The sequence below is a fragment of the Enterobacter sp. KB-221C9 genome (assembly GCF_041320715.1).
In the GTDB taxonomy this organism is placed as follows: Bacteria; Pseudomonadota; Gammaproteobacteria; order Enterobacterales; family Enterobacteriaceae; genus Enterobacter; species Enterobacter asburiae_D.
Genome location: NZ_JBGIWG010000021.1, coordinates 1 through 26,933, shown reverse-complemented (window position 1 = coordinate 26,933; position 26,933 = coordinate 1). Strand labels below are relative to the sequence as shown.

Annotated in this window: 32 protein-coding genes; 24 read left to right on the top strand and 8 right to left on the bottom strand. The window is 47.1% G+C overall.

What is annotated here, in order from left to right; genetic code table 11:
* Positions 1–3 precede the first annotated feature (3 nt).
* From AB8846_RS21825 to AB8846_RS21710, 24 genes are all read left to right on the top strand, one after another.
* Complete coding sequence (locus AB8846_RS21825) at positions 4–504, top strand: DnaT-like ssDNA-binding protein (RefSeq protein ID WP_370733688.1); 501 nt, start codon at positions 4–6, stop codon at positions 502–504.
* Positions 504–1,004: a hypothetical protein gene (locus tag AB8846_RS21820; protein WP_370733687.1), complete on the top strand. Its 501-nt coding sequence runs from the start codon at positions 504–506 to the stop codon at positions 1,002–1,004. Before AB8846_RS21825 ends, AB8846_RS21820 begins: the two co-directional genes overlap by 1 nt.
* Positions 997–1,374 carry a hypothetical protein gene (locus AB8846_RS21815; RefSeq protein ID WP_370733686.1) on the top strand — a complete coding sequence of 126 codons (378 nt, stop codon included), beginning with the start codon at positions 997–999 and terminating at the stop codon, positions 1,372–1,374. The genes AB8846_RS21820 and AB8846_RS21815 overlap by 8 nt, the downstream gene beginning before the upstream one ends.
* Positions 1,349–1,825, top strand: a complete 477-nt coding sequence (locus tag AB8846_RS21810) for a hypothetical protein (protein ID WP_370733685.1) — start codon at positions 1,349–1,351, stop codon at positions 1,823–1,825. Before AB8846_RS21815 ends, AB8846_RS21810 begins: the two co-directional genes overlap by 26 nt.
* On the top strand, positions 1,825–2,445 hold the full coding sequence (locus AB8846_RS21805; RefSeq protein ID WP_370733684.1) for a hypothetical protein: 621 nt from the start codon (positions 1,825–1,827) through the stop codon (positions 2,443–2,445). Before AB8846_RS21810 ends, AB8846_RS21805 begins: the two co-directional genes overlap by 1 nt.
* Complete coding sequence (locus tag AB8846_RS21800; RefSeq protein ID WP_370733683.1) at positions 2,445–5,402, top strand: phage tail protein; 2,958 nt, start codon at positions 2,445–2,447, stop codon at positions 5,400–5,402. The genes AB8846_RS21805 and AB8846_RS21800 overlap by 1 nt, the downstream gene beginning before the upstream one ends.
* 69 nt (positions 5,403–5,471) lie before the next feature.
* Complete coding sequence (locus AB8846_RS21795; protein ID WP_370733682.1) at positions 5,472–6,113, top strand: Ig domain-containing protein; 642 nt, start codon at positions 5,472–5,474, stop codon at positions 6,111–6,113.
* Positions 6,114–6,125: 12 nt separating this feature from the next.
* A complete protein-coding gene (locus AB8846_RS21790; protein WP_370733681.1) occupies positions 6,126–8,000 on the top strand; it encodes an Ig domain-containing protein in 1,875 nt (624 codons plus the stop codon).
* A gap of 87 nt (positions 8,001–8,087) precedes the next feature.
* Positions 8,088–9,227, top strand: a complete 1,140-nt coding sequence (locus AB8846_RS21785; RefSeq protein WP_370733680.1) for a DUF3383 family protein — start codon at positions 8,088–8,090, stop codon at positions 9,225–9,227.
* A 10-nt stretch (positions 9,228–9,237) separates the two neighbouring features.
* Positions 9,238–9,669 carry a hypothetical protein gene (locus AB8846_RS21780; protein WP_370733679.1) on the top strand — a complete coding sequence of 144 codons (432 nt, stop codon included), beginning with the start codon at positions 9,238–9,240 and terminating at the stop codon, positions 9,667–9,669.
* Positions 9,670–9,685: 16 nt separating this feature from the next.
* A complete protein-coding gene (locus tag AB8846_RS21775) occupies positions 9,686–10,114 on the top strand; it encodes a phage tail assembly chaperone (protein ID WP_370733678.1) in 429 nt (142 codons plus the stop codon).
* A gap of 165 nt (positions 10,115–10,279) precedes the next feature.
* A complete protein-coding gene (locus AB8846_RS21770; protein ID WP_370733677.1) occupies positions 10,280–11,941 on the top strand; it encodes a tape measure protein in 1,662 nt (553 codons plus the stop codon).
* Positions 11,938–12,834: a phage baseplate protein gene (locus AB8846_RS21765; protein ID WP_370733676.1), complete on the top strand. Its 897-nt coding sequence runs from the start codon at positions 11,938–11,940 to the stop codon at positions 12,832–12,834. Before AB8846_RS21770 ends, AB8846_RS21765 begins: the two co-directional genes overlap by 4 nt.
* Positions 12,834–13,226, top strand: a complete 393-nt coding sequence (locus AB8846_RS21760; protein ID WP_370733675.1) for a hypothetical protein — start codon at positions 12,834–12,836, stop codon at positions 13,224–13,226. Before AB8846_RS21765 ends, AB8846_RS21760 begins: the two co-directional genes overlap by 1 nt.
* Positions 13,168–14,118, top strand: coding sequence for a hypothetical protein (locus tag AB8846_RS21755; RefSeq protein ID WP_370733674.1), 951 nt, complete (start codon positions 13,168–13,170; stop codon positions 14,116–14,118). Before AB8846_RS21760 ends, AB8846_RS21755 begins: the two co-directional genes overlap by 59 nt.
* Positions 14,108–14,752 (top strand): Gp138 family membrane-puncturing spike protein, encoded by a 645-nt coding sequence (locus AB8846_RS21750; protein ID WP_370733673.1) that lies wholly within the window; start codon positions 14,108–14,110, stop codon positions 14,750–14,752. The genes AB8846_RS21755 and AB8846_RS21750 overlap by 11 nt, the downstream gene beginning before the upstream one ends.
* Before the next feature lie 8 nt (positions 14,753–14,760).
* Positions 14,761–15,132, top strand: coding sequence for a hypothetical protein (locus AB8846_RS21745; RefSeq protein ID WP_370733672.1), 372 nt, complete (start codon positions 14,761–14,763; stop codon positions 15,130–15,132).
* Positions 15,133–15,135: 3 nt separating this feature from the next.
* A complete protein-coding gene (locus tag AB8846_RS21740) occupies positions 15,136–16,299 on the top strand; it encodes a hypothetical protein (protein ID WP_370733671.1) in 1,164 nt (387 codons plus the stop codon).
* Positions 16,292–16,945: a DUF2612 domain-containing protein gene (locus AB8846_RS21735; RefSeq protein ID WP_370733670.1), complete on the top strand. Its 654-nt coding sequence runs from the start codon at positions 16,292–16,294 to the stop codon at positions 16,943–16,945. The genes AB8846_RS21740 and AB8846_RS21735 overlap by 8 nt, the downstream gene beginning before the upstream one ends.
* Entirely contained in the window at positions 16,938–18,287 is a 1,350-nt protein-coding gene (locus AB8846_RS21730; protein ID WP_370733669.1) for a pyocin knob domain-containing protein, read from the top strand. Before AB8846_RS21735 ends, AB8846_RS21730 begins: the two co-directional genes overlap by 8 nt.
* The gene (locus AB8846_RS21725; RefSeq protein WP_370733668.1) at positions 18,287–18,829 is read left to right on the top strand and encodes a tail fiber assembly protein; all 543 of its coding nucleotides are present in this window, start codon (positions 18,287–18,289) and stop codon (positions 18,827–18,829) included. Before AB8846_RS21730 ends, AB8846_RS21725 begins: the two co-directional genes overlap by 1 nt.
* 2 nt (positions 18,830–18,831) lie before the next feature.
* On the top strand, positions 18,832–19,341 hold the full coding sequence (locus AB8846_RS21720) for a tail fiber assembly protein (protein ID WP_370733667.1): 510 nt from the start codon (positions 18,832–18,834) through the stop codon (positions 19,339–19,341).
* Positions 19,342–19,749: 408 nt separating this feature from the next.
* Entirely contained in the window at positions 19,750–20,226 is a 477-nt protein-coding gene (locus tag AB8846_RS21715) for a lysozyme (protein ID WP_370733666.1), read from the top strand.
* Positions 20,205–20,534, top strand: coding sequence for a DUF2570 family protein (locus AB8846_RS21710; protein WP_370733665.1), 330 nt, complete (start codon positions 20,205–20,207; stop codon positions 20,532–20,534). The genes AB8846_RS21715 and AB8846_RS21710 overlap by 22 nt, the downstream gene beginning before the upstream one ends.
* A gap of 217 nt (positions 20,535–20,751) precedes the next feature.
* Here the strand turns inward: AB8846_RS21710 and AB8846_RS21705 are convergent, their stop codons facing one another.
* The 8 genes from AB8846_RS21705 to AB8846_RS21670 all read right to left on the bottom strand — a co-directional run.
* On the bottom strand, positions 20,752–20,976 hold the full coding sequence (locus tag AB8846_RS21705) for a TraR/DksA C4-type zinc finger protein (RefSeq protein WP_370733664.1): 225 nt from the start codon (positions 20,974–20,976) through the stop codon (positions 20,752–20,754).
* Entirely contained in the window at positions 20,973–21,248 is a 276-nt protein-coding gene (locus tag AB8846_RS21700; RefSeq protein ID WP_370733663.1) for a hypothetical protein, read from the bottom strand. Before AB8846_RS21700 ends, AB8846_RS21705 begins: the two co-directional genes overlap by 4 nt.
* A gap of 11 nt (positions 21,249–21,259) precedes the next feature.
* Entirely contained in the window at positions 21,260–23,230 is a 1,971-nt protein-coding gene (locus tag AB8846_RS21695) for a DNA polymerase (protein ID WP_370733662.1), read from the bottom strand.
* A complete protein-coding gene (locus tag AB8846_RS21690) occupies positions 23,227–24,225 on the bottom strand; it encodes a hypothetical protein (protein WP_370733661.1) in 999 nt (332 codons plus the stop codon). Before AB8846_RS21690 ends, AB8846_RS21695 begins: the two co-directional genes overlap by 4 nt.
* Before the next feature lie 32 nt (positions 24,226–24,257).
* Complete coding sequence (thyA, locus tag AB8846_RS21685) at positions 24,258–25,142, bottom strand: thymidylate synthase (RefSeq protein ID WP_370733660.1); 885 nt, start codon at positions 25,140–25,142, stop codon at positions 24,258–24,260.
* Positions 25,142–25,735, bottom strand: a complete 594-nt coding sequence (locus AB8846_RS21680; RefSeq protein WP_370733659.1) for a nucleoside triphosphate pyrophosphohydrolase family protein — start codon at positions 25,733–25,735, stop codon at positions 25,142–25,144. Before AB8846_RS21680 ends, thyA begins: the two co-directional genes overlap by 1 nt.
* The gene (locus AB8846_RS21675) at positions 25,722–26,120 is read right to left on the bottom strand and encodes a hypothetical protein (RefSeq protein WP_370733658.1); all 399 of its coding nucleotides are present in this window, start codon (positions 26,118–26,120) and stop codon (positions 25,722–25,724) included. The genes AB8846_RS21680 and AB8846_RS21675 overlap by 14 nt, the downstream gene beginning before the upstream one ends.
* 609 nt (positions 26,121–26,729) lie before the next feature.
* On the bottom strand, positions 26,730–26,933 hold a 204-nt coding region (locus tag AB8846_RS21670), incomplete at its 5' end, for a hypothetical protein (protein ID WP_370733657.1).

Sequence of the window (26,933 nt, the reverse complement as noted above, 5' to 3'; positions counted from 1 at the left end):
TTGATGGCTTACAACATTATTGTCGAAGACGGTACAATCGTCCCAGGCGCAAATTCATATGTTAACACTCAAGAGATTGATGAGTTCATCACAAACGAAGGCATCATTCTTGAACCAGGTGTTGACCCGTACTACCAGGCGGCTAAAGCAGCAATCAAACTTGATACTCAGTACAACTGGATTGGTTTCAAGGTAAGTAAGACACAACCTATGGCATGGCCTCGCACAGGTCTTGGTTGCTGTAATATCGATATTGCTGAAAACGTTATACCCCGTGAGGTCAAACTAGCACAGCTTTACTTGCTTGCAGATAAGCTTACAGCAGCAAGTGAAGAAGGTGTTCGTGGCGACCAGGCGTTGCGTCGTAAGAAGGTCGGTAACCTGGAGATTGAATACTTCGACTCCAAGTCTGGCGTAACTGGTGCTTCATCAGACTGGATTACAGATACTCGCGCCCTGCTTAAACACCTTGTGGGTGCAATGCTGAGAACTCGGAGGGTGTAATGTTTCGCATACGCCTTGAACGTCGCGACAAACAGAAGTTCGAATTTACCTACCGAGCATTCAAGTCGTTCAACGGACAAGGTGTGACGGTAGGTGTTCACCCAGATAAGAACCGTCGAAGCGACCCCAAAGATGGCATAGGTAACGCTGAGCTCGCAATGGTTCACGAGTATGGTTTGAACAACGTACCTGAGCGTAGCTTCCTGCGTTCAGCTGTAGGCGGACGAGGCAAAGGCCGTAAGGCAATCAACAGGGCGTTTAAAGAAGGTGTTCCTGCTGTATTGCGAGGTGACATGACAGCCGAACAGCTTAACGACCAGATAGGTCAAATGCTTGTAGAAGCTGTACGTGCCAGGATGCGCGAGAACATACCGCCACCGCTCAAACCAGAAACAGAACGAAAGAAAACTGGACCAGGTACCCTCCGCGAATCTATGGAGTTGTACGAATCCATAGGATACAAGGTTGGTAGAAACTGGAGGCTAGTAAATAATGCTTAAGATTACCTCTCTGTTGAAAGACAAGTTGTTTGTTACGAAGACTGATGTACTGCTTCGTAATGACACACGTAAGCCAAATGGTGACTTTGAGGACGAATACGAACCCAAAGTATACCTTTGCAACATTCAGCCTGGTGCAGCTACTAACCAGCCTAACCTGCTGACAAAAGATGATGGCGAGCATGAGTTCCCACGAATTGCTGTTTACAGCAATCAAGAGCTTAAGCTAGGTGACTTTGTTATCTATGAGTCACAGCCATATCGTGTATTCCGAATCGACCCATGGAGTCGTCATGGCCACTACTACGTTACAGCAGTTCTCCATATTGGACCTCAGGGAGCTCGTGCGACAGCTTTTACAGTTACCTGATGGTTCCTGTATTGTTGGCGAAGAGTCTGGCACAGTAGATGGCCAGCCATACATCTACCTTAAACCTGGTGATGCTGACGACTTTGGACCTGCTCGTACTTATCAAGACGACCAGGGTATGGAGACAGTTGTACAGCCTATGGTTATTGACGTTAAAGTCACAGCTGTAGGTAAGAACTCAGACGCTATCATGCGCAAACTTCGTGTGGCGCTTGGTAGTTCACCAGCTAAACAATTTAACAGACTGCGCCACTTTGCAATAACTAAAATGTCGCCACTGAAAAACGTAGGCGGTGCAATAGGTGCAGGCTACGCTCAAAAGACTTTATTGACTCTTGAGATTACTTACGTGCACAAAGTTATTATTAATCAGCCGTACATTTACAAGGTTGATATTACTTGTGTTGATGATAACGGCGGGAAAGCCACTGGAACAGTTGAGGTGCCGTAATGGCAACAGCAATCGACCCGGATTTGCAAGCACAGCTTGATAAGCTAACTGTTGCGGTTCAGCTTATCCATGACTTTGGTATGTCTGACGACCCAAGCATACCTAACCCAGAAGGCGGTGTAATCCGTACTCTGGAAGGTATTAACGAGGCAATCAACGAAGCTATTCCAAACTTCGAAGATGCTAACCAGGCAGCTATTGAAGCACGAGCGGCCAGGGATGCAGCTCAGTTAGCACAGCAAAAGGCAGAAGACGCGGCTGCATCCGCTTCCAACTCTTCTACCTCAGCGCTGTATGCTTTTGGTAACGTAGCAAGTGCGCCGATTGTTACCATACCTGCTTCATCTAAAACTGTTGTTAACGTTACGCTCAATGCTGTAACTACTCAGATTAATATTGGCGCTGTAACTGACCCAGCTACTATAGCCCGTCAGATTACTATTGCTCTGAAGCAGGGCACAGGTTCCAACAAAGCTACCTGGGACTCGCGTATCAAATGGGCAAACAACAGAAAGCCCGTGCTTTCATTCCTTGTGGGTTACGAGGACTTTGTTACGCTTATTACCCGTGACTCCGGTAACACATGGACTGGCTTCTTTAACGGTGGATGGGTTGGCTAATGCATACATTGATAATGAAGAATGCTGACCATCGAGCTAATGTTGAAAGCATTATCGAAGGTCACCATCACTTCTTAGAACGCAATACAGGCAGAACTGACGACGCTACAAAACAACACTATGTCTTTAACCCAGAAGGCATAGTGTCAAACAACCGTCACTTTATTGCCCATACAATGATGGAGTATCAGCCTAACGGTGATGCTCCGTCTGAGAGTCAGTCTTTGCTGATTCTGGGAGAAGTCCATGCTTATCTGGCTACTAAGGAACAGCGATACCTCGATAAAGCTATTGAGTACTTCGACGCATACGTTAAGTATTATTACGAAGGCGACCCTATTCCAGATACACCAAGGCGCTGGATTGCTAACTGGCTTTGTAACGGCAAAGAACCAGTGCTTGCTAATTTCCCTATTAATGATTCGCAGCCAACTCAGGGCGGCTACAAGAACGTACCAATACGTTTTGTTAATGGGAAGGCTATGGTGCCTCAGGGCTCTCCTTTTTGGGGTGAGTACATGGATGTGGCGACATGGGCTCACCGCGGACATATGGCATGGCCTGCTATTAACGGTGGCGTACGTGCTATACAAGATACCGTAGATTGGGATGATATTTACGATAACTATCGTATAACCACCATGCCTGCAAATCCTGCAGACCAGTTAGCATGGATTGATTGGCCACGCTACCTTGGTAAACCGTCGTATACAGTTGACTGGTCTTCTCCTGAACCTCCGCTGCAACTGATAGAATATATCGTTGCATGGACTGGCGACAGAATAGGTGTGCTGCCAGGTAAGAACGACGAGCTATGGGGCGGCGAGATTCTGGAGTCTGGTTTACCTGATTCACGAAAAGGTGAGATTCAGCTTCGTGACCATACTGTCAATGGTGTTTACCTGCTCAACTACTCTGTTAAGCTGCCAGTCGATAAAGGTGGCTACTTACTGAAGCGTAATGAGGTATGGCACAACCGACCTATTAACGTTCCGCTTCATGGTGAACTGCAACGTGGTAACGCTGCTGACGCCGAGCTATGGTTCTGTGACTGCTGCTATATGCTGTGGCGCATTACCAATGAGCAAAAGTATTATAACGCATGGCAAGCTGTACTATTTACTTTGGAGGAATATCTTGACATCGACAGACAAGACCAGTTCTTCCGACAAGACCCGTCTGCGTCTTCGCCGTTCACTGACGGCATTTCTTACGACTGGTCTTATCCAGAAGAAGCACAAGCTCTGTACTCTCGCGATGCTAATGGGTATATTGATTTACGTCAAAATGAGATTGCTCAGTCATCACTTGAGCAGCAAGCTGTCTGGTTTAAAGTAAAACCAAGTGCGAAGATTCGCACTGAAACAGGCGGTCTCGATGATGCTGATGGTAACATTAGCGTTAAAGTCGAGATGTACATGAACCGTGAGAAAGTCGACGTCGATGCAAACATCTATCGTTTTGTGGCTCAGCTTCCACCTCTGGCAGCTACACCCACAAACTATGACATTCCGCTCAGTGACTTCGTTGCTGGACAGAAAGGTGATGGTTCTGAGTATATCCTTGCTGATATACGAGCTGCTGTTGATTATGGGAATACAGTAGTACGTCAGGTATATCGCACTGACATTCTCGATAATCGTCGCGGTAACACTATTCAGTTCACTATCCCAGACGGTTCATCTGGTGGTATTATCGGTTTCTGGTTGCTGGAGTCTTCACGTTCTCCTTTAACTGGCTTGACATATACATCTACAGGTCCGCTGTTGCTTAAAGCAACTGACGACCAGGGTTGGAACTGGGAACGTCCATTACCTGCAGCAGGTGGCTGGACAAGTATAACTATCAAGAACAGCGACTTTACTTTGGCGTCATACCAGGAGAATCCTGGTACACCTGGTAAAGACCATCCTACATGGACGGACATACCGCAGTTCTCTTTTGTACTGCCTGACGGAGTAGAGACTAGCACGATGCTGAGCTACTACTGTGTCAACGATGTTCCTCCTCGTTATGACTGGGACATTGGTTATACAATCAAGTATCGCTTAACATTCTCTGCTGAGCATCCATACTTGGTTAAACTTGGTGACTGTACAGTTATTGATTATGAGCCTGACAATCTGGCGTACGTGCCTGGTTTAGTTCCGTTCTCAAACATCTATAACACGGAATCACAGCAGTTCGATGGTTGGCATGGTATGCCTTATCCTGGCTACCAATACCCATTCATCTTTACACATGATGATACAGCTATTGGCGCTAAGCGAATGGAGAACATGACCAACTTCTTGTACGACTCTCAGCAGTGGTACTTTAAGCGATTTGGTCAGTTAGGTCCTGGTGCATCAGCTTACATCTGGAACCGTTGGGATAACTTCAAGTATGGCGTTGCTGATACTTTCACTATGTATCACTGGGGGAACGGTAGCGCTTGGTCTGGTTATCAGCCTCGTGCTTACTTCAGTGCTGCACGTGCTGTTTACGAGATGAAGAATCGCGGTAAGACACCTCCTGCGAAACTTGTCAAGTATGTAGAGAACTGGACAACCTGGTTGCTCGACTTTATGGAGAGGTCTGGCGGTGTGTCACCTACTAACTTCCCTCAGGAAGGTGTAGCAATGCCTGACCCTACTGACTTCACTGGTCACATGTGTGGCTTGTGGCTGGCAGGCGCATCTATGGATGCCCTTTGTGGGTCGAGTGTTAAAGGTGTTGAACGACTGATGGACCTGCTTGTTAATGAGCTGGAAGACCATTATGATATTACTGGAGTACCTGGTCATATTATGGATGGCGGATGGTCACCAGCGTTACGACTGAGTACTGGTTCAGGCCCTGAAAGCAATGCGATGTATTTCGGATTCTATTCAGGTGAGATTCTTCGCGGGTTAAGTTTGTACCTGCTGTACAAAAATAAAGGCGTCGGGGCAGATATTTACGACCTGGGCAAATAACGACTATTTACATGGTTGAAGCGCCAGCTTATAATAGGCTGGCGCACATCCAATAAGAGGATTCTCCAGATGGCAAATCGCACAACCGCTAACCGTCCTATCGAAGACGCAGACCTGCGTCAGGAAGAGGTTACGCAGTTCCCGCCAGCTAAACCGACTAAGCTCGATGTGAACGGTAAGTTCATTCCAACGCCGGTTACTGGTATTACCGTTACACCTGAATCGGCCAGCCTGCTGGTAGGCGAGTTCAAAACTCTTACCAGTACCATCGCACCTGCTGACGCAGACGATGTTACTGTGCTGTGGTCGTCTGACGACGAAACCATTGCAACTGTTGACGGCTCAGGTCGTGTACAGGGTATTAAAGTTGGTTCTGCAACTATCACGGCTAAGTCCAAACTGGACCCAACCAAAACTGATACTGCAGCTATCACTGTTACAACTCCGCCTGTTGCAGTTACTGGTGTTACTGTTGCTCCTAAGACCGCCACGCTTTCCTTGGCAGGTACTAAGACTCAGCAGCTGACTCCTACTATTGCCCCGGCTGACGCTACTAACAAAGCTGTGACCTATACCTCCAGCGACGCGACAGTAGCATCTGTCAACTCTTCTGGTCTGGTAACTGGTCTGAAAGAAGGTACAGCAACCATCACTGTTAAAACCACTGATGGCAATAAAACTGATACCTGCGCTGTAACCGTTACCGCGTAACAGGAGCATACGATGTCGCTTCCACTTAATGAGGTTGTCGACGTCCAGTTCAGCAAAAGCAACGGGGGTAAAGGTTTTACCCCCGAAGTTAAGCTGAAGGGTATATGGGCGAGCAAATACCTTTACGAGATGCTGTCGAACGATAGCCGCGTATTAATTGGTGTTATGTACGACCCTGCTGATGCAACTAACAAGGGCATGACCTGGAAGTCAAGTAAGCCTCTTGTCGTAACTGTAGATGCCGAAGGCTATGTTACACCAGTGTCTGCTGGTGAAGCATTTGTAACTGGCACATCAGACGATGGTGGTTTTACTATTGTGATTCGGTTTATTATAACCAAAGCACCTGTGCCTGTTACTGATGTTACTGTTACACCCACAAGTCTCTCGCTTGAAGTAGGTGCTACCGGTCAACTCAGTTTCACTTACTTGCCAGCTGACGCAGACGACCTCAACTTCTCATGGCAGACTGATAACCCAGCAATAGCTACTGTTGACACAAACGGTAAAGTTACAGCTGTTGCACCTGGGTCTACTGTCGTAACCCTTTTCTATTCTGCAAGCGTATATGATACGTGTGCAGTAACTGTGATTCCGCCTACTGTACATGTTACCAGCGTACAGTTTGATACTCAGGAACCACTAAACGTAAACATCGGTAATACTGAAGAAACCGAGATAACTGTTTTACCGGCTAACGCTACTGACAAATCTGTTACTTACAAAAGCAGTGACACGGCTATCGCCACTGTCGATGCTGATGGCAAGGTAACAGGTGTAGCAGCAGGTAACGCAACAATAACTGTAACTACTACTGACGGTGCGAAGACTGATACCTTGGCTGTTGTCGTTAAGGTTCCTGTCGTTCCTGTCACGGGTGTTACTATTGACGAAGGTTCTACAGCTAGCATGACTGTTGGAGACACTCTTCAACTTCACGCAACTGTTGCGCCTGCTAATGCAACAAACAAAAACGTGTCGTGGCAATCATCGGCATCTTCTGTGGCTACTGTAAGTTCTGCTGGCTTGGTAACGGCAGTTGCAGGCGGAAGTGCTAATATAACTGTCACCACTGAAGACGGTAGCTTTACAGCTACTATTGGAATAAGTGTTGGTGTTCCTGTGGTTCATCCTACAGGGGTAACCATTGACCAGGGGGATGCTGCAGATGTTGTTAAAGGTACAACCTTACAACTAACAGCTACAGTCGCCCCGGCCGATGCAACCAATAAAGCTGTCACTTGGTCTTCTGCCACACCTGCCAATGCGACAGTAGATTCAAATGGACTTGTGACTGGTATTGCTTTTGGTACCTCTGTCATTACTGTCACTACTGTTGACGGCGGAAAGACAGACACCATTACAATTACTGTACCTTCACCCGCAAGCTTAACGACGGATTCGTTCCCGAGTAACCTCCTTGTGGGTAACAAGGTGCAACTGACATATACGACGAACCCGCCAAACTCGCCGTTGACCGATATTGCTTACTCGTCAACAGATGAGTCAATAGCAACTGTTGATTCAACTGGTTTGGTTACAATGTTAGCGGAAGGTAGTACCACCATTAACATGAGTGCTAAGTCGTATGGTGAGGCAGTTAGTGACGGGTCTGGTATGTACCCTGTAACATTAAGCGTGCACACCGATTCGTTACCTTCGTTGGCAGTAGGTGCAACACAAAGTCTTGTTGTTTCAACTACTCCAGCCTGGGCCTTAACTGACCCAGCAAGTACGGTCGAGTATACTACGACAGATGCCACTGTGGCAACAGTCGATAATACAGGCCTGATAACTGGCGTCGCCTCCGGAGGTTGTAGGATAGGTGCGACAGTAAAAAATGGACTGGTAGAAGCATCTGATAGTTCCTATCAATCAGTTGACTAACCAGGCAATAAACATTTTCTTGGCCATTTACACAGACTTTATTCCTGTGTATAATGGCCGGAAAGTCCACCCCATGAGGTAAACAAGATGCCGTTGAATGTCAACCAGATTGTCAACGTTCAACTGAACAACACGCCGACTGGTATCAGCAAAGGTGACTTCGGTAAACTGGCTCTCCTGACTCAGGACCCAGGCACTGCATTCCCTGATGGTGACAATGGTCACTATGTTGAAATCTCTCAAATCTCAGAAGCTAATGCTTACTGGGGTACAGGCTCTGTTGTCATTGAAGCGTTAAAAGTATTCTTTGCACAAAGCCCGCGTCCTAAGTCGGTAGTCATCGGCTCATGGGACCCGGATGGTACTCTCGAAGACGCGCTGAACTCGTTCAACGACGCTTACCCTAACTGGTACGTTGTTCGTCCGCTTCCGCCAACTGCTCAGCTCACTGCTGACGAGCTTACCGCACTGGCCGGTGCAGTAGCTGCATACGACAAAAAGCGTATGAGCTATACCACGCTGAACGCTGCAGACATCGAAAACTCTGACACCAACAAGATTAAAATTCTTGCTGGCAAAGGCTACGATAATATGTGGCTGCAGTACGACAAGAACAACCAGAAGTACGCTGACATCTCCGCGATGGCCCGCGCACTGTCTGTTAACTTCTCAGGTAACCGCACAACGATTACCATGAAGTTTAAACAAGAGCCTGGCATTACGCCGAACAACACTCTGACGCTGACTGAAGCGAACAAGTGTAAAGCTCTGGGCATTAACTGGTACACCTACTACAGCACGTTTGCGATGCTGGCTGAAGGTACTGTTCTTGGTACTTCCAACCCGCCACGCTTCTGGGATGAAGTGCACGGCCTGGACTGGTTCTGTAACGCTGTTCAGACCTACGTCTTCAACGCCCTGGCTACGTCACCCACGAAGGTGCCGCAGACGAACAAAGGTCACGAGCGCCTTACTGGTGCTGCAGCTGTTGCATGTCAGCAGGCTGTGGACAACGGTCTGGTTGCACCTGGCATCTGGTATGGTGATGAGTTCGGTACGCTGTCTTATGGCGACCGTCTGGAAACTGGCTTCTACATCTATATTCCTGATGTTGACGACCAGCCTCTGGAAGAGCGTGAGAAACGTGAAGCAGTTGTGATGCAGATTGCAATCAAACTGGCTGGCGCTATCCACTCTAGCGACATCCTCATCAACTTCACACGTTAAGGAGTTATCAATGATCATCGATTCTTCTGAATGCGTGCTGAGCCTTAATGGTGTTCAGTTGTCAGACTGGGCTGATGGCGCCGATGTAATCGACGTTCAATGGGTGGACCCTGCGTCCACCTACCTGGCTGGCGCAGATGGTAACGGCATTCAGATTATGAACCCGTCGAAAGCCATCAAGCTGACCGTTAAGGTTAAGCAGTCTGGTCCTGATGCCAAATGGCTGAACGACCAGTATAACCTGCAGCGTAACAACATCCGTGGATTCGTCCCGTTTGTTCTGCAGGCTAAAGACCTTCTGAACCAGGACCTTGCCTGGGGCAAGAAAGGTTACTTCACTGACGGTTCCCCTTGGACCCGCGGTAACGGCCACAACCCAACTACATTCGCGATTGTCTTCCACAACGGTGGTATGACTCTGACCGAAGGTTTTGACGCTTAATAAAAGGAACTGACAAATGACTGAGCCCAAATCATTTGACATCGACGGTGTAACGTATAACATGAACCTGGCAAACGCACTACCTGCCTGGGCAGTCCTGAAGAAAGCAGGGAAACTGTTCAAAGGCATCGGTAATGCTGACATTGTGGGTAAAGACAATAAGGTCGACGGTAAGAAGGCCATGTTGGTTATCCTTGATGCTGTGCTCGACAACGCAGGCTCTGACGAAGTGACTGCGATTGAAGACCTCATCTTCAAGAACACCGTTGTTGTTGTGAATGGAACCCCGCGAAAACTCGGCGATGTAAAAGACCAGCACTTCAACCAGTATCGCAGCCACATTCTGCCGATTCTGAAAGAAGGTCTGCTCTTCCAATTCGCGGATTTTTTCAAAGGGAATGGCCTGTCAGGAATAGCGGGTCTAGCCATGCCCTCGACGAAATAGAGCGTAAACGAAACCAGTCAGGGACGCAAGAAACTGACTGGTTTATTTGGTTGCCAGTTATCAAAGGCCATATAAAGCTGGAGGAACTGAAGACCAGTTACACTCTATGCGAATTGTGTGACCTGCATATAGCTATTCTCGACTATGCCGAGCTAGAGGAAATCCATGGCGACAATAATCGATAGCTTCCTGGTATCGCTAGAGAGTAAGGCCGATAGTTCTGGCTTTGACCTCTTCGACCAGCTGTCTCGCCGTTTTGTGATTACCCTCGGTGACGTAATCAATCTGGCTGAGCGTGCTGCAAGTGCGCTCGGCAAGATGTTTGCGCCCGCGTTAGAAGCGGATGTAATTGGCGCCAAGATTCGAGGCTTCGGTTACGACGTAGAATCGACGTGGAAAACGCTGATGGATATGTCTCTGCAAATGGGTACACCATTCCAGGAGGCACTCGACGGCTTTACCAAATTAAAAGCATATGGCGTTGACCCGTTAAACGGTTCACTTCAGATGCTCAAAACTATCACTGCCGCAACAGGCGGTGACTTGGCACGTACCATTATTGCGTATGGTCAGGCTACTGCGATGGGTTCATTGCAGGGCCAAGAAAAGAACCAGTTCATTAACGCCGGTGTCGACATCTGGGGTGCGCTGTCTCGCTACCTAGATAAACCACTTGGTGAACTGCAAGACATGATGCGCAAGAAGCAAATCACGTCTGACATTCTTACCAGCGCTCTGAAAAAAGAAGCTGAGCGTTTAAAACCAATTGCAGAACAAGTTGCTAACACGCTGAAAGCTCAGCTTACCAACTTGAGTACAATCTGGTATGCTGCACGAGCTAAGTTCTCGCAGACCAGAATCTGGAGCGAAGCAACCAAAGGTGCTATCTCTCTGGTCAAGACGTTGACATCTGTTCTTAACGATGCAACGCTTACTGCAGCATTTAAAAAGTTTGATGACCTTGTATTCGGCTTAATTGAAAACGTTAAGCGTCTGGTATACGTAGTCGGTGATAACTTCCCGCTAATGGTTGCCATAACTACATTTGCATTGATGCAGCTTATTCCTGTACTTGCTCGTGTAGGTAATGCGTTTATGGTGCTTGCAGCCAAAATACTGATGAACCCGTTAACCTGGCTGATTCTCGGTATTGCTGCAATCATCTCGCTGCTCGCTGACCTTGATGATGCGTTAGCAGGCCGTGAGACAATGGTCAACTGGTCCAAGGAAGCTGTTCAGGCTTGGAGCCTTGTTAAGCAATATGTACTTATCATCGCTGATGCTATACTGGCAATCTTCGATGGCAGGGCATGGGACAAGCTGACAGGTTGGTGGGACAACCTGATGGTCAAGATTAAGAAAGGCATTGAAGACATTAAGCTTTGGATTACTGAAGCTATTGCTCAGCTGCCTGGTGGCCAATACCTGCTGAACATGTTTAGCAAGATGCCGAACATGAATAACCCTCAGGCTATTGCTGATGGTTATGGCACAGGACCTTTGCCGCCGCAACAACCTAAGCCGCAAGGTGGCGGATTTAGCTTTAGCGATTTACTTAGCTGGTCTGCTCGTAACTTCAACCCTATCACGGGTGAGCTTACTCCTGGTGGCCAGGCAATGCGTGCAGCAATGAATAGTGCAAGCCAGTCTGCTAACAACAGCGGCGCACCTACGGTTATCCACCAGGATAATAGCGTCAAGGTTGATGCAACTATTACAGGTGTTGAGAACCCACAACAGGTAGGCAAGGAAGTTGCAGACCAGACTAAGCTGGCGCATCAGAATGCTTCGTCTAAATCTAATTCGCAGACGGCGGTGAAACAATGACTGACATCTTTACAGGTATTGTTGACTCGGCTACGCAGCTGGCGAATGACGCTCGTAACACACTCATGGGCGATGGTACCGCCACACTCCGTTTCAGGAACTGTGGCGGTATTAAGATGGATGCAGTCACCAACGAAGAGCACTCCTCTGAGTTGGAGATTGCAGACAACGAACTTGAGTCTGGTGCTAAGGCGTCAGACCATGCTGCTATCCAGCCAAAGGTGATAACGGTCACAGGCGTGGTTGTGGGTTACCTGGACACATCGATTCAGGAAGACACAATCAGTGATATTACCGGCCTGAGAACGCTTGATTTCTTGGATGATATAGAGCTTCCTAAAGTAGTGTCTACTGTCCTCGAAAGTACAAGGGACTTAGCAGTAAACAAGCTAGCTTCCTTTATAGACTGGGGTGGTTTAGACGCTACCATTTCTAGCTCTTTAGTTCCTTGGTTGCCTGACTTTAGTATAGCGGAACAGTTGAAGCCTTCGGACAACTTACGTATTGAATCTGTATATCGTAAGTTGCTGGACTTCCAGAAAAACGTTATCTACTGTGACGTTGACACGGGTATTTTTAAATATACGAATATGCTTCTGAAGTCTGTTCGTGTAGTACAGGAGAAAGACGGCTCAGCCACTTTCACTTTGACATTCCGTGAGATACTGGAAGTACCAATTGTTGTTACCAATGCTGTAGCTGCTAAGTCAACTGGCAGACCTGCTAACACAGGCTCAAAGAAAAGTGGACGAGCACAAGCACAGGGTGATGCAACTACGAAGAAAGATATTAATACAACTACATCTATTAGTGATAAGAAGGCGAACGATAACCGAGGCTTTAACGTTACACTCGGTGACATCTTCGGCGTTAACCTGCGAGGTCTGTTCTGATGATTATGACAACCACACACTTCCTTGATATTATCGGGAATGACGGTTCTGGTATCTACGACCTTGAACCGACTAGTGCTGGACGTCAGTCAATCTCAATTCAGATTGCAGGTTATACCTACCAGGTTGACCTACGGTTCAATACCATAGGTCAGCTCTGGCAGGCAACAGTAACCGACGTCTCATCTAACAATGTACTTTGTTCCAGTTATGCTTTACAATATGGCCGAGTAGCTTTTGGTGGCTGGGACACTCGTATTGCGCTGATAGTCAGCGATAAGTCCTCAAGCCGTATTGGTCCCATGACCGCTGATGATATGGGAGGACGTTGCAGTGTCTTCATCGTCGACAAAACAGCCTACCCGTCAGTTTGGCCGAGCGTTAAAGCTTGAGGTCAGTAACGGGAAAGAAGGTATAATCATTTCCAACCTTCGCGTTACCTTTGATATTCAAAAAGGTAATGCGAAGCATCCCAATAAAGCAACAATCACTGTATTCAACCTGACTGAATCCAACCGCTATAAACTTGCTTCTGGCGAATGGGATTACGTCCGTCTCTCTGTGGGTTATGGCCTTACAGATGTTGTGTATCGTCAAATCTTCGAAGGCGACATAACCAGGACTAATGACCAGCGTAATGGTATGGACATTCAGACTGTGCTTGAATGTGCAGATGCTCTCAAGTCGTATACAACTGGGTTTATGTCTGCTACCCTGACTAAGGGCTCAACGCACGACGACCTTGTTGATATGTGTCTTGCCAGTATGCCAAAGGTTGATGAAGGCTTTATCTGTCTTGATAACAACATCAAACCGTTTATGCGTGCTCGCACTATGTTTGGTCAGACTCACCAAATTCTGGACCAGATAGCCGGGGCTAATAACGCTACGTGGTCAATTCAAGACAACAAGCTAAACATCATTCCTAACAACGGATATACTGATGCCGAGGTAATCGTGCTGTCAGTGTCGTCAGGCATGGTTGGTGCTCCCCGTGGTACAGACAAAGGTCTTGAGGTAACATGTAATCTCAATCCTACTCTTTCTGTCGGTGGACTCGTGCAGGTAAATTCTATGTTTACACAGTACGACGGACAGTATAAAATCGACACAGTAAGATTCCGAGGTGACAACAAACCGAAAGGACCGTGGCTGGCTGATTTGACGTTACTCGGCGGTGACTTCGCCAAGAAAGTACGTCGTCTCAAGAAGCCGCGTAAGAAGTCTGAGATTCAGTATGACTATGTAACCGAGCCAGGAGTTAACAATACATATGGCCGTTAACGACTTTAAAACAGCAACGCTTGACGAAGCGCTTGAAGCTGCTTTGTTTGCTGCTGCTATCGGCAAGCGTCATTGCTTACCTGGCAGGGTAATGTCATTTGACAAAGACACACAGACTATAACTGCTGAACCGATGATTAGCGCAGAACGCCCTGACGGTTCAATGCTTCGCCTACCACCTATTGCTGATGCTCCTTTATTCCAGCTAGGTGGTGGTCTGTTCGTTATCACTGTTGAACCTAAAGAGAATGACCCATGCCTGTTACTTGTAGCTGACCGCTGCATTGATAACTGGTATGAAACTGCGGAGAACAATGTACCTGGCGACTTCAGACAAAATGATTTGTCCGACTGCTTCGTACTTGTGGGCTTCAGACCTAGACCGATGAAGATAACCAACTGGATGGAAGGTATCACAATTCGTAAGGTTGACGGTTCGCACTATATCAATATTAACAACAGCGGCAAAGTAAGTGTTAAAGCGACTGAGCTTGACCTTACTTCAACGCCTACTTTAACCGCGCCAAACACGTCTGCAACGTTCAAGGAAGCAACGATAGGCGGTATTAAGTTCAGCACCCACAAACACAAAGAGAACGGCGACGGTGGCGGTATTACAGACGGTCCACAATAAGGTGGCTTATGAGAACCAGACGACTTGATTCAAACTGGGACTGGAACTTCGGACGTGGTCGTCTGGACTACGCCGAAGAGTCTGAGTCCATTGAACAACGCATCAAACAGATTCTGCAGTGCTATACAGCAGACTGGGTTCACGACCTGGAGTATGGCATAGACTGGTTCGGTCTCATGGATAAGCCTGTTCAATGGGCTGAGCTTGAGGCTGCAATCAAGACTGCTATACTGTCAGAGTACGGCGTTGTATCTATTGACAGCTTTACCCTTAACTTCGACCCTGACTCACGTCATGCTACTTACACGGTAGAAGTTAACGATATTTATCATAACCCAATTAGTGTTAACAGAAGTGTTAACCTGGCAACGGCGAGGTAATCAATGGGCTCGGTAACTCAAACCGGTTACACGCCAGTAATGCTTGACGACTGGATTTCCAGATTCGAGACATTATTCCGTCGTGTGTATGGCGCTGACATCGACCTGTCAGCTAAATCTGCAGACGGACAGATGGTCGGCATACTGGCACAAATCTTTGCAGACCAGGACGAGCAAGTTGCTATCCTGTTCTCTATGCTTGACCCTAACCAAGCGTCAGGCGTTTATGTTGACCAGTTCCTTGCTTACCTCAAGCTTTCTCGTAAGTCTGAGCAGGTTACACTGCTGACTAAAGTTAAGATTGAAGGTAGTAAGAACTTAATCGTACGTGTGCCTTATATTGTAGCTGATGCTGCTGGTAATGAATACCAGCTCAACTCTACTGTAGCACTCGACGACACAGGTGTTGTTGAAACGAGCTTCAGTTCTACTAAGACCGGCCGCTTTGTCGTACTAGCTAACGATGTGCTGACACCAAAGACTATCCTGCCTGGCGTTACTAAGGTTACTAACCTGCAGGTATCTTCTGGCGGTGCATCTACTGAGCTCGACTCAGAAGCTGTCGACCGCGCATATGACTCTTACGGTATTACGTCACAAAACACAGTAGACGGTATCGTGGCTGAGATTCGCCAGATGCCTGACGTAATTGCTGCTGCTGGTTATGAGAACGATGAAGATACTACTGACCCGTTAACTGGCCTGCCTGCTAAGAGTATGCAGATTGTAGTTGATGGCGGTACACCTGCTAAAATTGCAGACTGTATCTTCCGTCGTAAATCTACAGGCTGTAAGCAGATTGGTACGCAGTCTTATAACGTAACTGATAAGACTGGCAAACCACGTACAATGAAGTGGAGCCAGCCGACATATGTTAATATGTACGCGTCAATTGTTGTTGCTCGTAAAGAGCTGTTTACTGATGTGTCTGAAGACTTGATTAAAAATGCAATCTTGTCCAAAGTGTTTAACATCGGTGAAGAAGTATCTACTTACGAACTGGGCCAGTTGGTTCAAGGTGCAAACCCGAACTTCTACATTCAGTCCTTCTTTGTGGGTACAACAGCAAATCCAACATCTGGTACTATTCAGAAGATTACTGCGTTACAACGAGCAATCTTCTCAGCAGACAGAATCACTATTGCGGTGGTAAACGCTGATGGCTAATTACAAGCAACTGTTAATACAACAGTATGCTGACAAACCAAAAGCCCTGGCTACAATCCAGGGTTTTGATGATGCGATTCAACCTATCTGGGATGGTGCGCAACAGGTTGTTGATAGTCTTAATATCGACAAAGCTTTTGGCAAAGGTCTGGATAATGTTGCTGCTCGTGTTGGTGCGTCACGCGTGCTGAAGAAAGGTGTTGACCGTAAGTTCTTCGGCTTCACCAATAAAATTCCTGATGTGCTCGGCTTTGGTGGTTCGTCTGGTAAAAAGGGCGGTCCATTCTATCGTTACGGTGCATCACTGTTCGACCCAGTTGTTCTTGATGATGTTGACTTGCGCACATACATCAAGATGAAAATCTGGAAAAACTTCCAGGAAGGCAATCTGCCATACTTGATTGACTTCCTGATAGAATTCTTCGGTGAGAACAACTTTGTTGTTACTGACAATGAGGATATGTCTCTCACATTAGAAATTTATGGTACACTCACGCCATTGAAACAGGTGCTCATCCAGAACTATGACATCTTGCCGAGACCGATGGGTGTTAAGATTAACCTGAACACAAGCGTAGATGCAACAGATGCGTTGTATCGTTATGCTACCGTAAACTTACCAGCACAGGTGAACGTATATGGCTGATGTACAGACTAGACCGGATAATGACATCTTCGCGAGTGCTGCAGGCACTGGTGAGCTGTTACCATTCGGCGACCTTGCCCGTGGTTGGGGTGCAACCCTGGGTTACTCAGACGGTATTCCGCCTATGGAGTGGTTCAACTTCATTGGTAACCGTACTGACAAAGGCATCCACTATATTCTGCAGCAAGGCGTTGACGTCTGGGTTGCCACTGAGACTTATCCTGTTGGTGCTCTTGTTAAAGTACAAGCAAGCAATATGCTTTATCGTTGCCTTGTACAGAATATTAACATGGCGCCAGCTAACAACCCAACACAATGGCGTCCTGTACTCGACCTCACTGCTGCAACTGCTGCTGCAAGACAGGTCGGCAAGAACTCAGGTAACCTGATTCAAGTTGGCGCGTTTGGTCTCGGTGGTAATGCTGAAGTTGTTACTAACGCATCGTCAATTACTAACGATGGCTTGTACCAGCTTACACCCACAGGAGTAGGTGGTCCAGAGTCAGGCGTTGCATGTGAGCTGGTACATATCCAGATTGATGCTAATAACGCTACTCAATGGGCTAAGCCTGCTAACAAACGAATCCTGTACCTGCGCGACAAAATTAACGGTACGTGGAACAACTGGGAAGGTCAGTATGGTCCCAGCAATAAACCGTCCGCCGCAGACTTGAACATTGACCAGGACTTCATCCCTATGGATGGTTCTGACTCAATCCGTGGTAACCTCGGTACAGTAGGTTGGGTTCATATTGCGCGCAATACTTCTGACCTGTTCCGCGCTGCTAACTCTTCTGGTGTTGCAGTTCACGAGATATCTGGTAACGTAGCAGGCGGTACGGCAGTTACTGAGTACATGACCTCCGTATCTGTTTCGGCCAACAGTAACCTGATTACCGCGGCTCGCTGGGGTTCAGTACCTATGACGCACATCCAGCATATCCTGGTGTCAGGCGGTGCAACCCAGATTAACCTGGCTGTGTCTCGTGCCGGTGGTATTGCTGACAGACGTATTGCCGCATTGTCTGTGGATGGTGCAAATAACCGAGTCACCACGCTAAATAGCTTTACTTTATGCGAAAATGGGACTAGAGTATATTCACCAAATAACCCTCAGCCTGTCGACTTATCGAGTGTCGTGAATAGCGTCCGTTGGGGTTCTGAAGTAACTAACCCAAGAACTGGCGGCGAATCCTTCGTGCTACGCGTCCCATCTGGTCACGCAGCAACTGGTTTCGATATTCATTCTAAAAGCGGTCGTGAAGATGAATTCCGTAATGTCTTCTCGCGTCCACTTCAGATTCTCGTTAATGGTAGCTGGTTCACTGTAGGACAAATTTAATGAAGATTGCCAAAACGTTCGGTCCCTTTACTCCTCGCTTACCTGCGAGTGAAAGCGAAGAACATATGGCAAACACCCTCGGCGTCGCCTATCTTGGTGCGCCGGATGGGCGTTGCTGGTATGATGTTATCCCTGAGCTTGAGACTGAGTGTAAAGGGATGCACTTCGTTACTGTGAATGACAATAAAGCTGTTACAGCAGTTTCTGCTGACGCGTCGACACTATTCCCATCTGGCTGCTATGTAATGGCTATTACTGGTGCGCCTGACGCCATGGTGCAACGTGTAGGTACATGGTTGTTTAACGGCAAAGGCTTTGAGCTCGACCCTTCTGTGGGTATCGAACAAGCAAGACGTCGTAAAGCATCGGCGCTGGAAGAAGCTACTTTGCAGGTTTCTATTCTGCGCGATGCAGTTGATTCGGGTAAGGCAACTGACAACGAAAAACGCTTGTTTGAGTTGTGGCGTGATTATCGTATTGCTGTTAACCGCCTTGACATCAATGAAGGTACGGTAATGAAGTTACCTGCTAAACCGGAGTAACTATGGAACTTGCACAGTTTAATAACTTTACCGAATACCGCCCACAAAGGACGGCTGTCAACTTAGCTAAGTTTAAAGCTGGTTGCACCTTCATTCGTGATGTAGGCGGTAACGACTGGTATGAGGTTGTAAGGCTAATAACCCGTCAGTACAAAGATGCATGGTTTATTACTGTGGATGAGTACAACGTCGTTGTTGCTGCAACCAAACTGCCTGGTCAGATGTTTCCTGTTAACGCCAGTGTTTATGTTGTTGACGAGATTCCTGATGTTAAGAACTTCTCAGAAGTATGCCATCAATGGCTGTACTTCAATGGCAAGTTTATGTTGCACGCTGACAAGCTCAAGGAAGATGCTTCATACAAACTTAAGTCTGAGTTAGTTTGGGTTGGCGACGAGATTGATAAAGAAGAGGACCCGACACGCCGTGTGCTGCTGAGTAAATATCGAGCAGCTCTTACAGTGCTTGACGTATCGGCTGCACCTCATATCGACTGGCCTGAGCGACCATAAGTTATTGATGCCAGCAAGCTTAATCAGTTGCTGGCATATTTCTTTTGGCAAACAATCGTGCTATAATCCACTCTGAGTGTACAACCAACCGGAGCTAAGGGATGCACGACTTATTCTAGCGCTGGTGCTATACAATTGGCCAGTTCATTGCCTGGCTTACAATAACAGTTAGTACATTGTCTTTAAGCGATTGGGGTACTATCATTGGTATTATCTCATCCCTTATAATGTTAATTGTTGTTACCTATAACCAGACACGTCGAACCAAAATTATGTCGGACTATTACAGACGTAAGAAGCCGGTGGAAGATGAGGTAGCTTCCGAAGAAGAGGTGTTGCGTGAGTCTAAAATCAACAGCGACTAAAGGTGGTTGTTCCGTACTTGCTATTATTGGTCTGGTATTGTCAATGACCAGTACGCACGTACGGACTAACCAGGAAGGTCTTGAAATAATCGGCAATGCAGAAGGTTGCATGCGCAACCCGTATGTTTGCCCTACTGGCTATCTTACCGTTGGTATTGGTAGCCGCATCTACGAAGATGAACCGGCAGTGCGTAAAGCAGGTTTGACTGACCAGGAGATTGCTGACCGATGGGTCAAGAATATCCAGGAAGCTGAAACCTGTGTTAATAACTGGTTCCACGGAAAGGAAATGAACGACAACCAGTTTAGCGCAATGACCTCGATGGTATTCAACCACGGTTGCACTAAGTTGCGTCGTAATAAAGATGGTTCTCCAACCCGCATCTATACTGCAGCTCGCTACCAGAACTGGACGGAGATGTGTAACCGTATTACTGACTGGGATATGGGCGGCAAGTACAGAGGCTTGACTATACGTAAGCAGAAGGAAAAAGCCTTATGTCTAAAACCGGTGCAGTAATAATCACGTTGTTCGGAATTGCCATTGTTCTGCTGTGTTTGTGGGTTAAGTCCCTCAAGCAGGACATTCAAATCAAGGATGATACTATTGAGCAGATTACAAAGGACAACAAAGAATTGTCCACTGCCAATACTGAGCTGCGCGGTCAGATAGCTGTTGAGCGCAATGCTTCTGCTGACATGGCCCTTAAGAATAAAGAGCTTGAGGACAAGCTCAAAGAAAGGAAACCAAAGTATGACGCAGCTACAAAGAATGATGCTTGTGCCAATACTAATGCTCCTGACGGTGTTATCGACCTCATGCAGTAACAAGCCTGAGGTTATTTACAAGGACAGAATCGTCAAGCAGTACCCGCCTCAGGCTTATCTTGTTACGTGCAAGAAGCCTGTGTTGCAGGGTAAGACCTGGAAGGATATAGGTCAGTTGGCAATAGACAGGGGAGTGGCTCTTGAAGATTGTACTTACAAGATAGATAAGATAATCGAATGGAGTAATGGAAAGGGCCCCGAATAAGGGCCCTTTATTTTATCGCTTGGCTTTGCGCTCGTTAAAGTTAGCACAGTGAGAACAAAGTACTGTACCGGCAATCAGCTCACGACGCTTTGGTTCGATAGGTTCGCCGCACTGATAGCAATCAATAGGACTCACACCTTTATATTGCACGCGACTTGCTATTGCTGCATCACGTGCAATCTGCTCAGCATCCGATGCCATATCGTTAACGTCTGAAGTGCGGGTAGTCTCAATCATTTACATTCTTCTTCACAGTAGATAGTTTCTAACTCGTCGCATAGCTTCTGTGTCCATGCGTCGTCCTCGCCTCGTATCTCAAAACACAGGGCGGTAATATCATAACCGTTGATACCGCTTTTGTAAAGCTTTTTGGCAACATCTTCCGGTTCTTCCTGGAATATCCGCATAAACCAGTCCAGTCCCGTCTTACATTCTGAGGCGTCTAGTATCTCCTTCGCCCTTGCCTTAAGCGTTTCATCTACTGGGTATTCTAAACCTATATTAGACATATAATAGACCTTTAGTGTGCCTCATCCCAGTTCATACCTATTTGCGCATCTGTAAGAACAGGAACACGGAGTGGTAATACAGTTTCCATGACCTTTACAAAGTCTTTAAATCCTGCTTCTGCACTCTTAGTGTTTGGGATAGAGAAGTTTAATTCATCGTGTACTGTAAGACGTGGAACACCAATTTCGTCAAAGTACCCGTCCTCGTAACCTTTCAGCATACCGGCTTTCATCTGGTCCGCAGAAGAACCTTGAAGGACTCGGTTGATTGCTTTGTGGGTGTTAGCCAGTTTAATGTTACCACGGTTATAGGTAGCAAGAGCCTCGTCTTTCGGAAGCGGAGTAAACCCTTGTCCGCCCCATTCAGGCACCCACAAATCAAACCACGTTTTGCGGCCCATTATAGTTTCAACGTAACCCTGTGAATAGCATAGCTCTTCATAGTGCTTCATTGTTGCACCGATGAATGGTGCACCCTGGTGATAAGCCGCAAGGATTGGTTCTGCTTCCTCAGGAGTCATAGCCAGCTTACGGGCAAGTGCTTTAAGCATCATGCCATATAGCAGACCGAAGTTAATTGTCTTCGCTGGTTTACGCTCTATAATGTGACCTGAGGCTTCCTTAATAATGTCGACCATAACAGCGTGGTAATCTGCTTCCGGGTTAGCCGCAAAAATTGCTCGTAACTCATCAGCACCCGGTCCGACTGCAAAATGCGCCATGAATCGATACTCGATTTGGGCGTAGTCGGCGGAAGCCCATCTGTGTCCAAAGTCCGGTACGAAACAAGAACGAACGAGTGGTCCCAATACTTTGTGTCGAGACGGTATATTCTGCAGATTAGGGTCAGATGAGCTAAACCGACCACTAACGGTTCCGCCGTCATCACCGCGCATTTGATGGAATTGACCGTGAAGGAAGCCATTTGTATTCATCCCCAAGATGTAGCCACGAATAAACGTGGACTGGATTTTCTCATAGGACTTAATCTCAGAAATAAGCTCTGCAAACGGGTGATGCAGGCCTGCAAGAAAGTCCGCCGTAAATGATGGGTTACCTGCTTTAGTCCTGCCATACTCCAGACCTAGATGGTCAAAGGCAAGAGCAAGGTCACTACCCGAGTTGACGTTAACATTGAAGCCAAGCTGGTCGCGTATCTGCTTGTGCATCTTCTTAATCTCTTCGGACAATCTGTCGTCGGCGACTTTCGCTGCATCCAAGTCAACACGTACACCTGCAAAACGCATTTTCAACATTAATGGAATGAGCTTGCACTCCATATAAAACACGTCAGTTAAAGCCCAGCGTTGAAGTAAAGGCCATTGGGCTTTCATGATGTGGATTGGCAAGTCCGCATCTGATTCTGCATAGTAGCCCACAAGACGTGGAGGCGTTTTGTAGATGTACTTACGGGCTTCACCTGTAGGTTTACACCCGTAAGCTTCCGCAATCCACTCATACATTTCTGCTGAGTCTTTGCCTTCACCTACATATTTTCTTCCAAGTCCTTCCAACGCCACACGCGCACCTGGATCGAGAAGAGCTTCTGCATATTGAACATCCATGCACAGTCCTTTGACTTCCACGCCTTCTGCAGAAAGCCAGCCCAGGTCATATGTGATGTTAGCACCGACTTTAGTCTGCTCAGGTCGCGAAAGTTCCCGTCGTAGCCAACCAAATACTTGCTCAACTGGTAGGTTATCCTCTGCTCCGAGCTCGTGTCGTATTGGGTAGTAAGCTTTGAATCCGTTGTCAGTGGCGACACTAACTCCAACGATATGACCTTCCCGCCTGGCCCAACCAGAACCATTTGTGTCCATCCCTGGGTCCCATGTCTCACAGTCAATACCGATAAGTTTCGCAGAAGACAAATCCGGGTAATGCGCGCGCGGCCGCCATCCAGTATCCCTGACATGCGGAATAGGACGGTTGATAGGTTTAACATTCTTGACCCCTTCAAATCCATCAAAAAGAAAACTCATTGACCTGCCCTCACGTACGCAAGTACAACTGTACGCGTGTCATTCTCCATCTTAAGCGCCTGACTTCCTAGTCCAATACGTTGCATGCCTTTTGCAAGTTTGCTCACTTGACTTATAACACAGTTAAACGGCTTTGTAAACTTAGTTGACTCAAAGTTGATGTCAACAGTCATCTTTGGAATCACATCATCTGGAAGGTTAGCCTTTGCCTTGCTTTCGCTTATAACCTGCAAGATTGCTTGACCTTCATCGTAACCCGTAAGCTGGTCCATAACTTCCAGGAACTCAGGCGTGATGTCTTCCATGTTCATTTCCATGCTGAAGAACTTGGATATGTCTGGCCATGTTGCTGCAAGCACAGGCGAATCCATCTGTACGTTATCTTCAAACCCGAAGAACATCTGGCCGCGAGTATATCCTACACTTGTGGGTTCCATCTTCAGCTTAACCAAGGCGTCAAGCATTGGCTTTGAAATAGCACATTCAAATTCAAAGTCAACGTTAAGCTTCTCGCGAATCATATACTTACCATTTGTCGCGTAAGCATAGCCATCGCGTAAAAGTAATGATGTCGCCCAGACTTGTGGAGCCTCGCTAGGTACCCATTTTGCGAGAGCTGATAAAACTGGGAGGAGCTCTCCGTGTGCGGAGTACCACGTATTGACTGAAGTAACTGGTGGCAGAACTTCAGATAAGCATTGCATTCTTGTCTTAAGAACTCCTGCTGTGACTGTGAGGTTCCCTCCGGCGGTGATATTGAAAGTAATCTCTTTAGTCCGTGCAGCATTAACGGCCTTGCGAAATGATTCAGCATCAACTTGTATGTCTGGGAAACCTGGCGATGGTACTCGTAATAATACGTTCTTGTAGAACGAGTGCATGACTTCCTTGTCCACCCATAGCTTGCCCATAAGACCGCTATCAGTGTACTTGACAGGACGAACCCTTTCAACGATTTTCTGTAAGGCTTTGGTGTCATAGTTAAATTTGCCCATAGTTAAAAGGGCGACCTAAGCCGCCCGTCTCCTTATACAGCCATTGGTAACTTAATGTTTGCCATTGGCGTATATTCCGCCATCAGGCCGTTCAAATCATCAACACGGAAGTTGAAGATTGATTTATCATAGATTGCGTTGATTGATGGTCGACGACGTGCGTTAGTGTCATACATCTCATCAGCATTCTCTACGATACGCTCAAGGAACTGCTTTGAAGCGTCAACATGGTTTTCGTAGATGTGGTAATCGCCCAGTGTAACAGTCAGGTCACCAATGGCACAACCTACTTCTGCCGCCAACATAATCTGCAGTAATTGATGCAGGAGAATGTCATGAGGCAGACCGAGAATCACGTCAGCGCTACGCATATGGAACATCAGCTCAAGCTCGTTTGCTCCATTGACAAAACACTGGAAGCCATGGTAGCAAGGCGGAAGGGCCATGCTCGGCATCTCTTGTGGGTTCCATGCCGTTACGTACATACGGCGGTCTGTAGGATTGGTCTTCAGCGTATGCACCAGCTCTTGCAACTGGTCTGTCAGCTCGCCATTCTTCCAGTACTCTTTAACCCATTGAGCACCGTATACAGGACCTAAGTCACGATTGTCAGGTGTGCCCCAACGTTTGTTTGCATCTTGCAGGTTGGCTTCCCACCAGTTGCAACCCAACATCTTCAAAGTATCGACGTTGGTAATGCCGTTGATAAAGCAATAAAGCTCAGCACCTACAGCTTTGATGTTAACAGGCTTGAAGATTGGAACCATCAGCTTGTTGTCTTTAAACGCCAGTTTGAAAGCAGTGCCAAACAGGCGGCGAGTACCGGTACCAGTGCGGTCACCTGATTGTTCACCCTTGTTCAGGATGGTAGAAATCAGGTCGTCGTACAGTGCATCAACAGTTTGGTATGTTTTCATTACAGCAGTTCCAGTTGGTTAGGGTTAGTGTGCGCATTGATAATTGCCTGAATGTCAGGTTTGACCCAACCTTCTGGTTTAACAATGTCCTGGCCTGACTTGTGCTTGCTGTTGCTTGCATCAGGTTTAGCACGTTCTTTTGCCATGTTGGCTTTCTGTACAGCATCCCATGCATCATCCAGTGGCCAGTTGTTTGCAGCACACCAGTTGATAAGATGGATGATAAGCTGTGCCAGACGGTCGCAGTGAGTGTCTTCGGTATCTTTAACGTATACGCGAAGACCCTTGGCATCAAACTTCTCCATCCAGCTGCATGGGTCAATGAAATGAATCGGGTATTCAAATTCATTTGAGAACCAGGTAGTCTGGTCATACAGGTATAGAGTACCTGCAGCGATATAGATAAGGTCAACAATGCCGTCCAGGAATTCAGCTTTGTCGCCTTCCTTGATGGCTTTCTCAATCTCATCCATCTCTTCGATAAGACGGTCATAGCGAAGTTTGAATTCAGGCTTACCGCCTTCACTGATAGGCTTGAGGTCAAACTTCTGGTGGAAAGCAGTTACACCTGCAGCAATTTTACTGAATCGCATCACGGAGCTCCTTACATACAGTTTCGATGAATTTACGTTTGGTCTCAGTAGACCAGATAATATGACGGGCACGTTCTACAACGTCGTAACGGTCTTTACCCACAGGAAAGGGAACAATGAAAAGGCCAGTACGGGAGATGCGCTTGATATACGGAAACTTGCAGCGCATGGTTGTTTCAAAGGCTGTGAAGGCACGTTGTACGCTAGCTGTGAATTTGACCTTATCAAACTCGTATTCAATGTCTTTGGCGTACTGACACACTTTGGCGAAAGCATCTGCAGGCAGATAGTCTTCACGACCAGTGTTATTGACAAAATCTATTTGACCCTGCAGACGCAGAATCCAGATGTGGTAATATGATTCGGCAACACGTTGTAAGTTCATTGTACTCTCTCCTAACGAAATATAACTTATTATACTACATCACTCTCTAGGGGTAAAGCACTTTTTATATTCGGGTAAAAGAAAAAGGACCAGCGCAAACTGGTCCTTTTGGCAGGGCTGGATGATTACACAAGGAGTAGAAACAATGCAACTGTCAACGTCATGCACTTCCGGTACACTTGCTGTGCGCTCTCCTCGGCGAAGTATATAGCGTTACACTTATCACAAGGATTAAGAGAAGAGCACACAGCAAGTAACCAGCTTAGTTGTGGTGTTTCAGCGACCTGGTGTTATTGTGGATAACCTGCCATCCCGCGAGGATGTCAAAAAGGAAAATGCCAAAACACCACAACTAAATTGGTTGACCGCCATCTACATCCGGCGCCAGGGTCAAGGTAGCGAGCCAATACCCCTTATGGCGTCCTGGGACTCAAACCCAGGCATCATGGCATTTCCCAAATCTCGGTCAGCGAGCAGAATTGAACTGCATTCACTGGACACCCTCACTGAACACCAACGCACCAGGCTTAATCAGTTTGTTGAAAAGGAGAGTTGTAAGGATGTCCATTGAATGCACCTCCGAAGAGGTGCGTTCGTGATCAGCGCCGATTATTCTGCGTCGTTGTCAACGTCAGTTTCGGTATTACCGCCAGCCAGTGCAGCCGCTTCAGCTTTAGCAGCTTCGGCTTTCTGACGAGCTTTTTCAGCTTTCTCTTCAGCTTTGCGAATCTGCTCAGCAGCTTTCGCTTCGGCTTTTTCAGCTTTAGCTTTAGCACGCGCTTCAGCTTTCAGACGTTTCTCTTCGGCTTTAGC

Coding starts and splice junctions, on each gene's coding strand:
- AB8846_RS21730 (WP_370733669.1), top strand. CDS start 16,938: ATGGCTGATGTACAGACTAGACCGGATAATGACATCTTCGCGAGTGCT.
- AB8846_RS21750 (WP_370733673.1), top strand. CDS start 14,108: ATGGCCGTTAACGACTTTAAAACAGCAACGCTTGACGAAGCGCTTGAA.
- AB8846_RS21695 (WP_370733662.1), bottom strand. CDS start 23,230: ATGAGTTTTCTTTTTGATGGATTTGAAGGGGTCAAGAATGTTAAACCT.
- AB8846_RS21785 (WP_370733680.1), top strand. CDS start 8,088: ATGCCGTTGAATGTCAACCAGATTGTCAACGTTCAACTGAACAACACG.
- AB8846_RS21710 (WP_370733665.1), top strand. CDS start 20,205: ATGTCTAAAACCGGTGCAGTAATAATCACGTTGTTCGGAATTGCCATT.
- AB8846_RS21770 (WP_370733677.1), top strand. CDS start 10,280: ATGGCGACAATAATCGATAGCTTCCTGGTATCGCTAGAGAGTAAGGCC.
- AB8846_RS21700 (WP_370733663.1), bottom strand. CDS start 21,248: ATGTCTAATATAGGTTTAGAATACCCAGTAGATGAAACGCTTAAGGCA.
- AB8846_RS21745 (WP_370733672.1), top strand. CDS start 14,761: ATGAGAACCAGACGACTTGATTCAAACTGGGACTGGAACTTCGGACGT.
- AB8846_RS21765 (WP_370733676.1), top strand. CDS start 11,938: ATGACTGACATCTTTACAGGTATTGTTGACTCGGCTACGCAGCTGGCG.
- AB8846_RS21825 (WP_370733688.1), top strand. CDS start 4: ATGGCTTACAACATTATTGTCGAAGACGGTACAATCGTCCCAGGCGCA.
- AB8846_RS21790 (WP_370733681.1), top strand. CDS start 6,126: ATGTCGCTTCCACTTAATGAGGTTGTCGACGTCCAGTTCAGCAAAAGC.
- AB8846_RS21780 (WP_370733679.1), top strand. CDS start 9,238: ATGATCATCGATTCTTCTGAATGCGTGCTGAGCCTTAATGGTGTTCAG.
- AB8846_RS21740 (WP_370733671.1), top strand. CDS start 15,136: ATGGGCTCGGTAACTCAAACCGGTTACACGCCAGTAATGCTTGACGAC.
- AB8846_RS21680 (WP_370733659.1), bottom strand. CDS start 25,735: ATGCGATTCAGTAAAATTGCTGCAGGTGTAACTGCTTTCCACCAGAAG.
- AB8846_RS21705 (WP_370733664.1), bottom strand. CDS start 20,976: ATGATTGAGACTACCCGCACTTCAGACGTTAACGATATGGCATCGGAT.
- AB8846_RS21760 (WP_370733675.1), top strand. CDS start 12,834: ATGATTATGACAACCACACACTTCCTTGATATTATCGGGAATGACGGT.
- AB8846_RS21795 (WP_370733682.1), top strand. CDS start 5,472: ATGGCAAATCGCACAACCGCTAACCGTCCTATCGAAGACGCAGACCTG.
- AB8846_RS21675 (WP_370733658.1), bottom strand. CDS start 26,120: ATGAACTTACAACGTGTTGCCGAATCATATTACCACATCTGGATTCTG.
- thyA (WP_370733660.1), bottom strand. CDS start 25,142: ATGAAAACATACCAAACTGTTGATGCACTGTACGACGACCTGATTTCT.
- AB8846_RS21735 (WP_370733670.1), top strand. CDS start 16,292: ATGGCTAATTACAAGCAACTGTTAATACAACAGTATGCTGACAAACCA.
- AB8846_RS21805 (WP_370733684.1), top strand. CDS start 1,825: ATGGCAACAGCAATCGACCCGGATTTGCAAGCACAGCTTGATAAGCTA.
- AB8846_RS21820 (WP_370733687.1), top strand. CDS start 504: ATGTTTCGCATACGCCTTGAACGTCGCGACAAACAGAAGTTCGAATTT.
- AB8846_RS21690 (WP_370733661.1), bottom strand. CDS start 24,225: ATGGGCAAATTTAACTATGACACCAAAGCCTTACAGAAAATCGTTGAA.
- AB8846_RS21725 (WP_370733668.1), top strand. CDS start 18,287: ATGAAGATTGCCAAAACGTTCGGTCCCTTTACTCCTCGCTTACCTGCG.
- AB8846_RS21720 (WP_370733667.1), top strand. CDS start 18,832: ATGGAACTTGCACAGTTTAATAACTTTACCGAATACCGCCCACAAAGG.
- AB8846_RS21715 (WP_370733666.1), top strand. CDS start 19,750: ATGACCAGTACGCACGTACGGACTAACCAGGAAGGTCTTGAAATAATC.
- AB8846_RS21775 (WP_370733678.1), top strand. CDS start 9,686: ATGACTGAGCCCAAATCATTTGACATCGACGGTGTAACGTATAACATG.
- AB8846_RS21800 (WP_370733683.1), top strand. CDS start 2,445: ATGCATACATTGATAATGAAGAATGCTGACCATCGAGCTAATGTTGAA.
- AB8846_RS21815 (WP_370733686.1), top strand. CDS start 997: ATGCTTAAGATTACCTCTCTGTTGAAAGACAAGTTGTTTGTTACGAAG.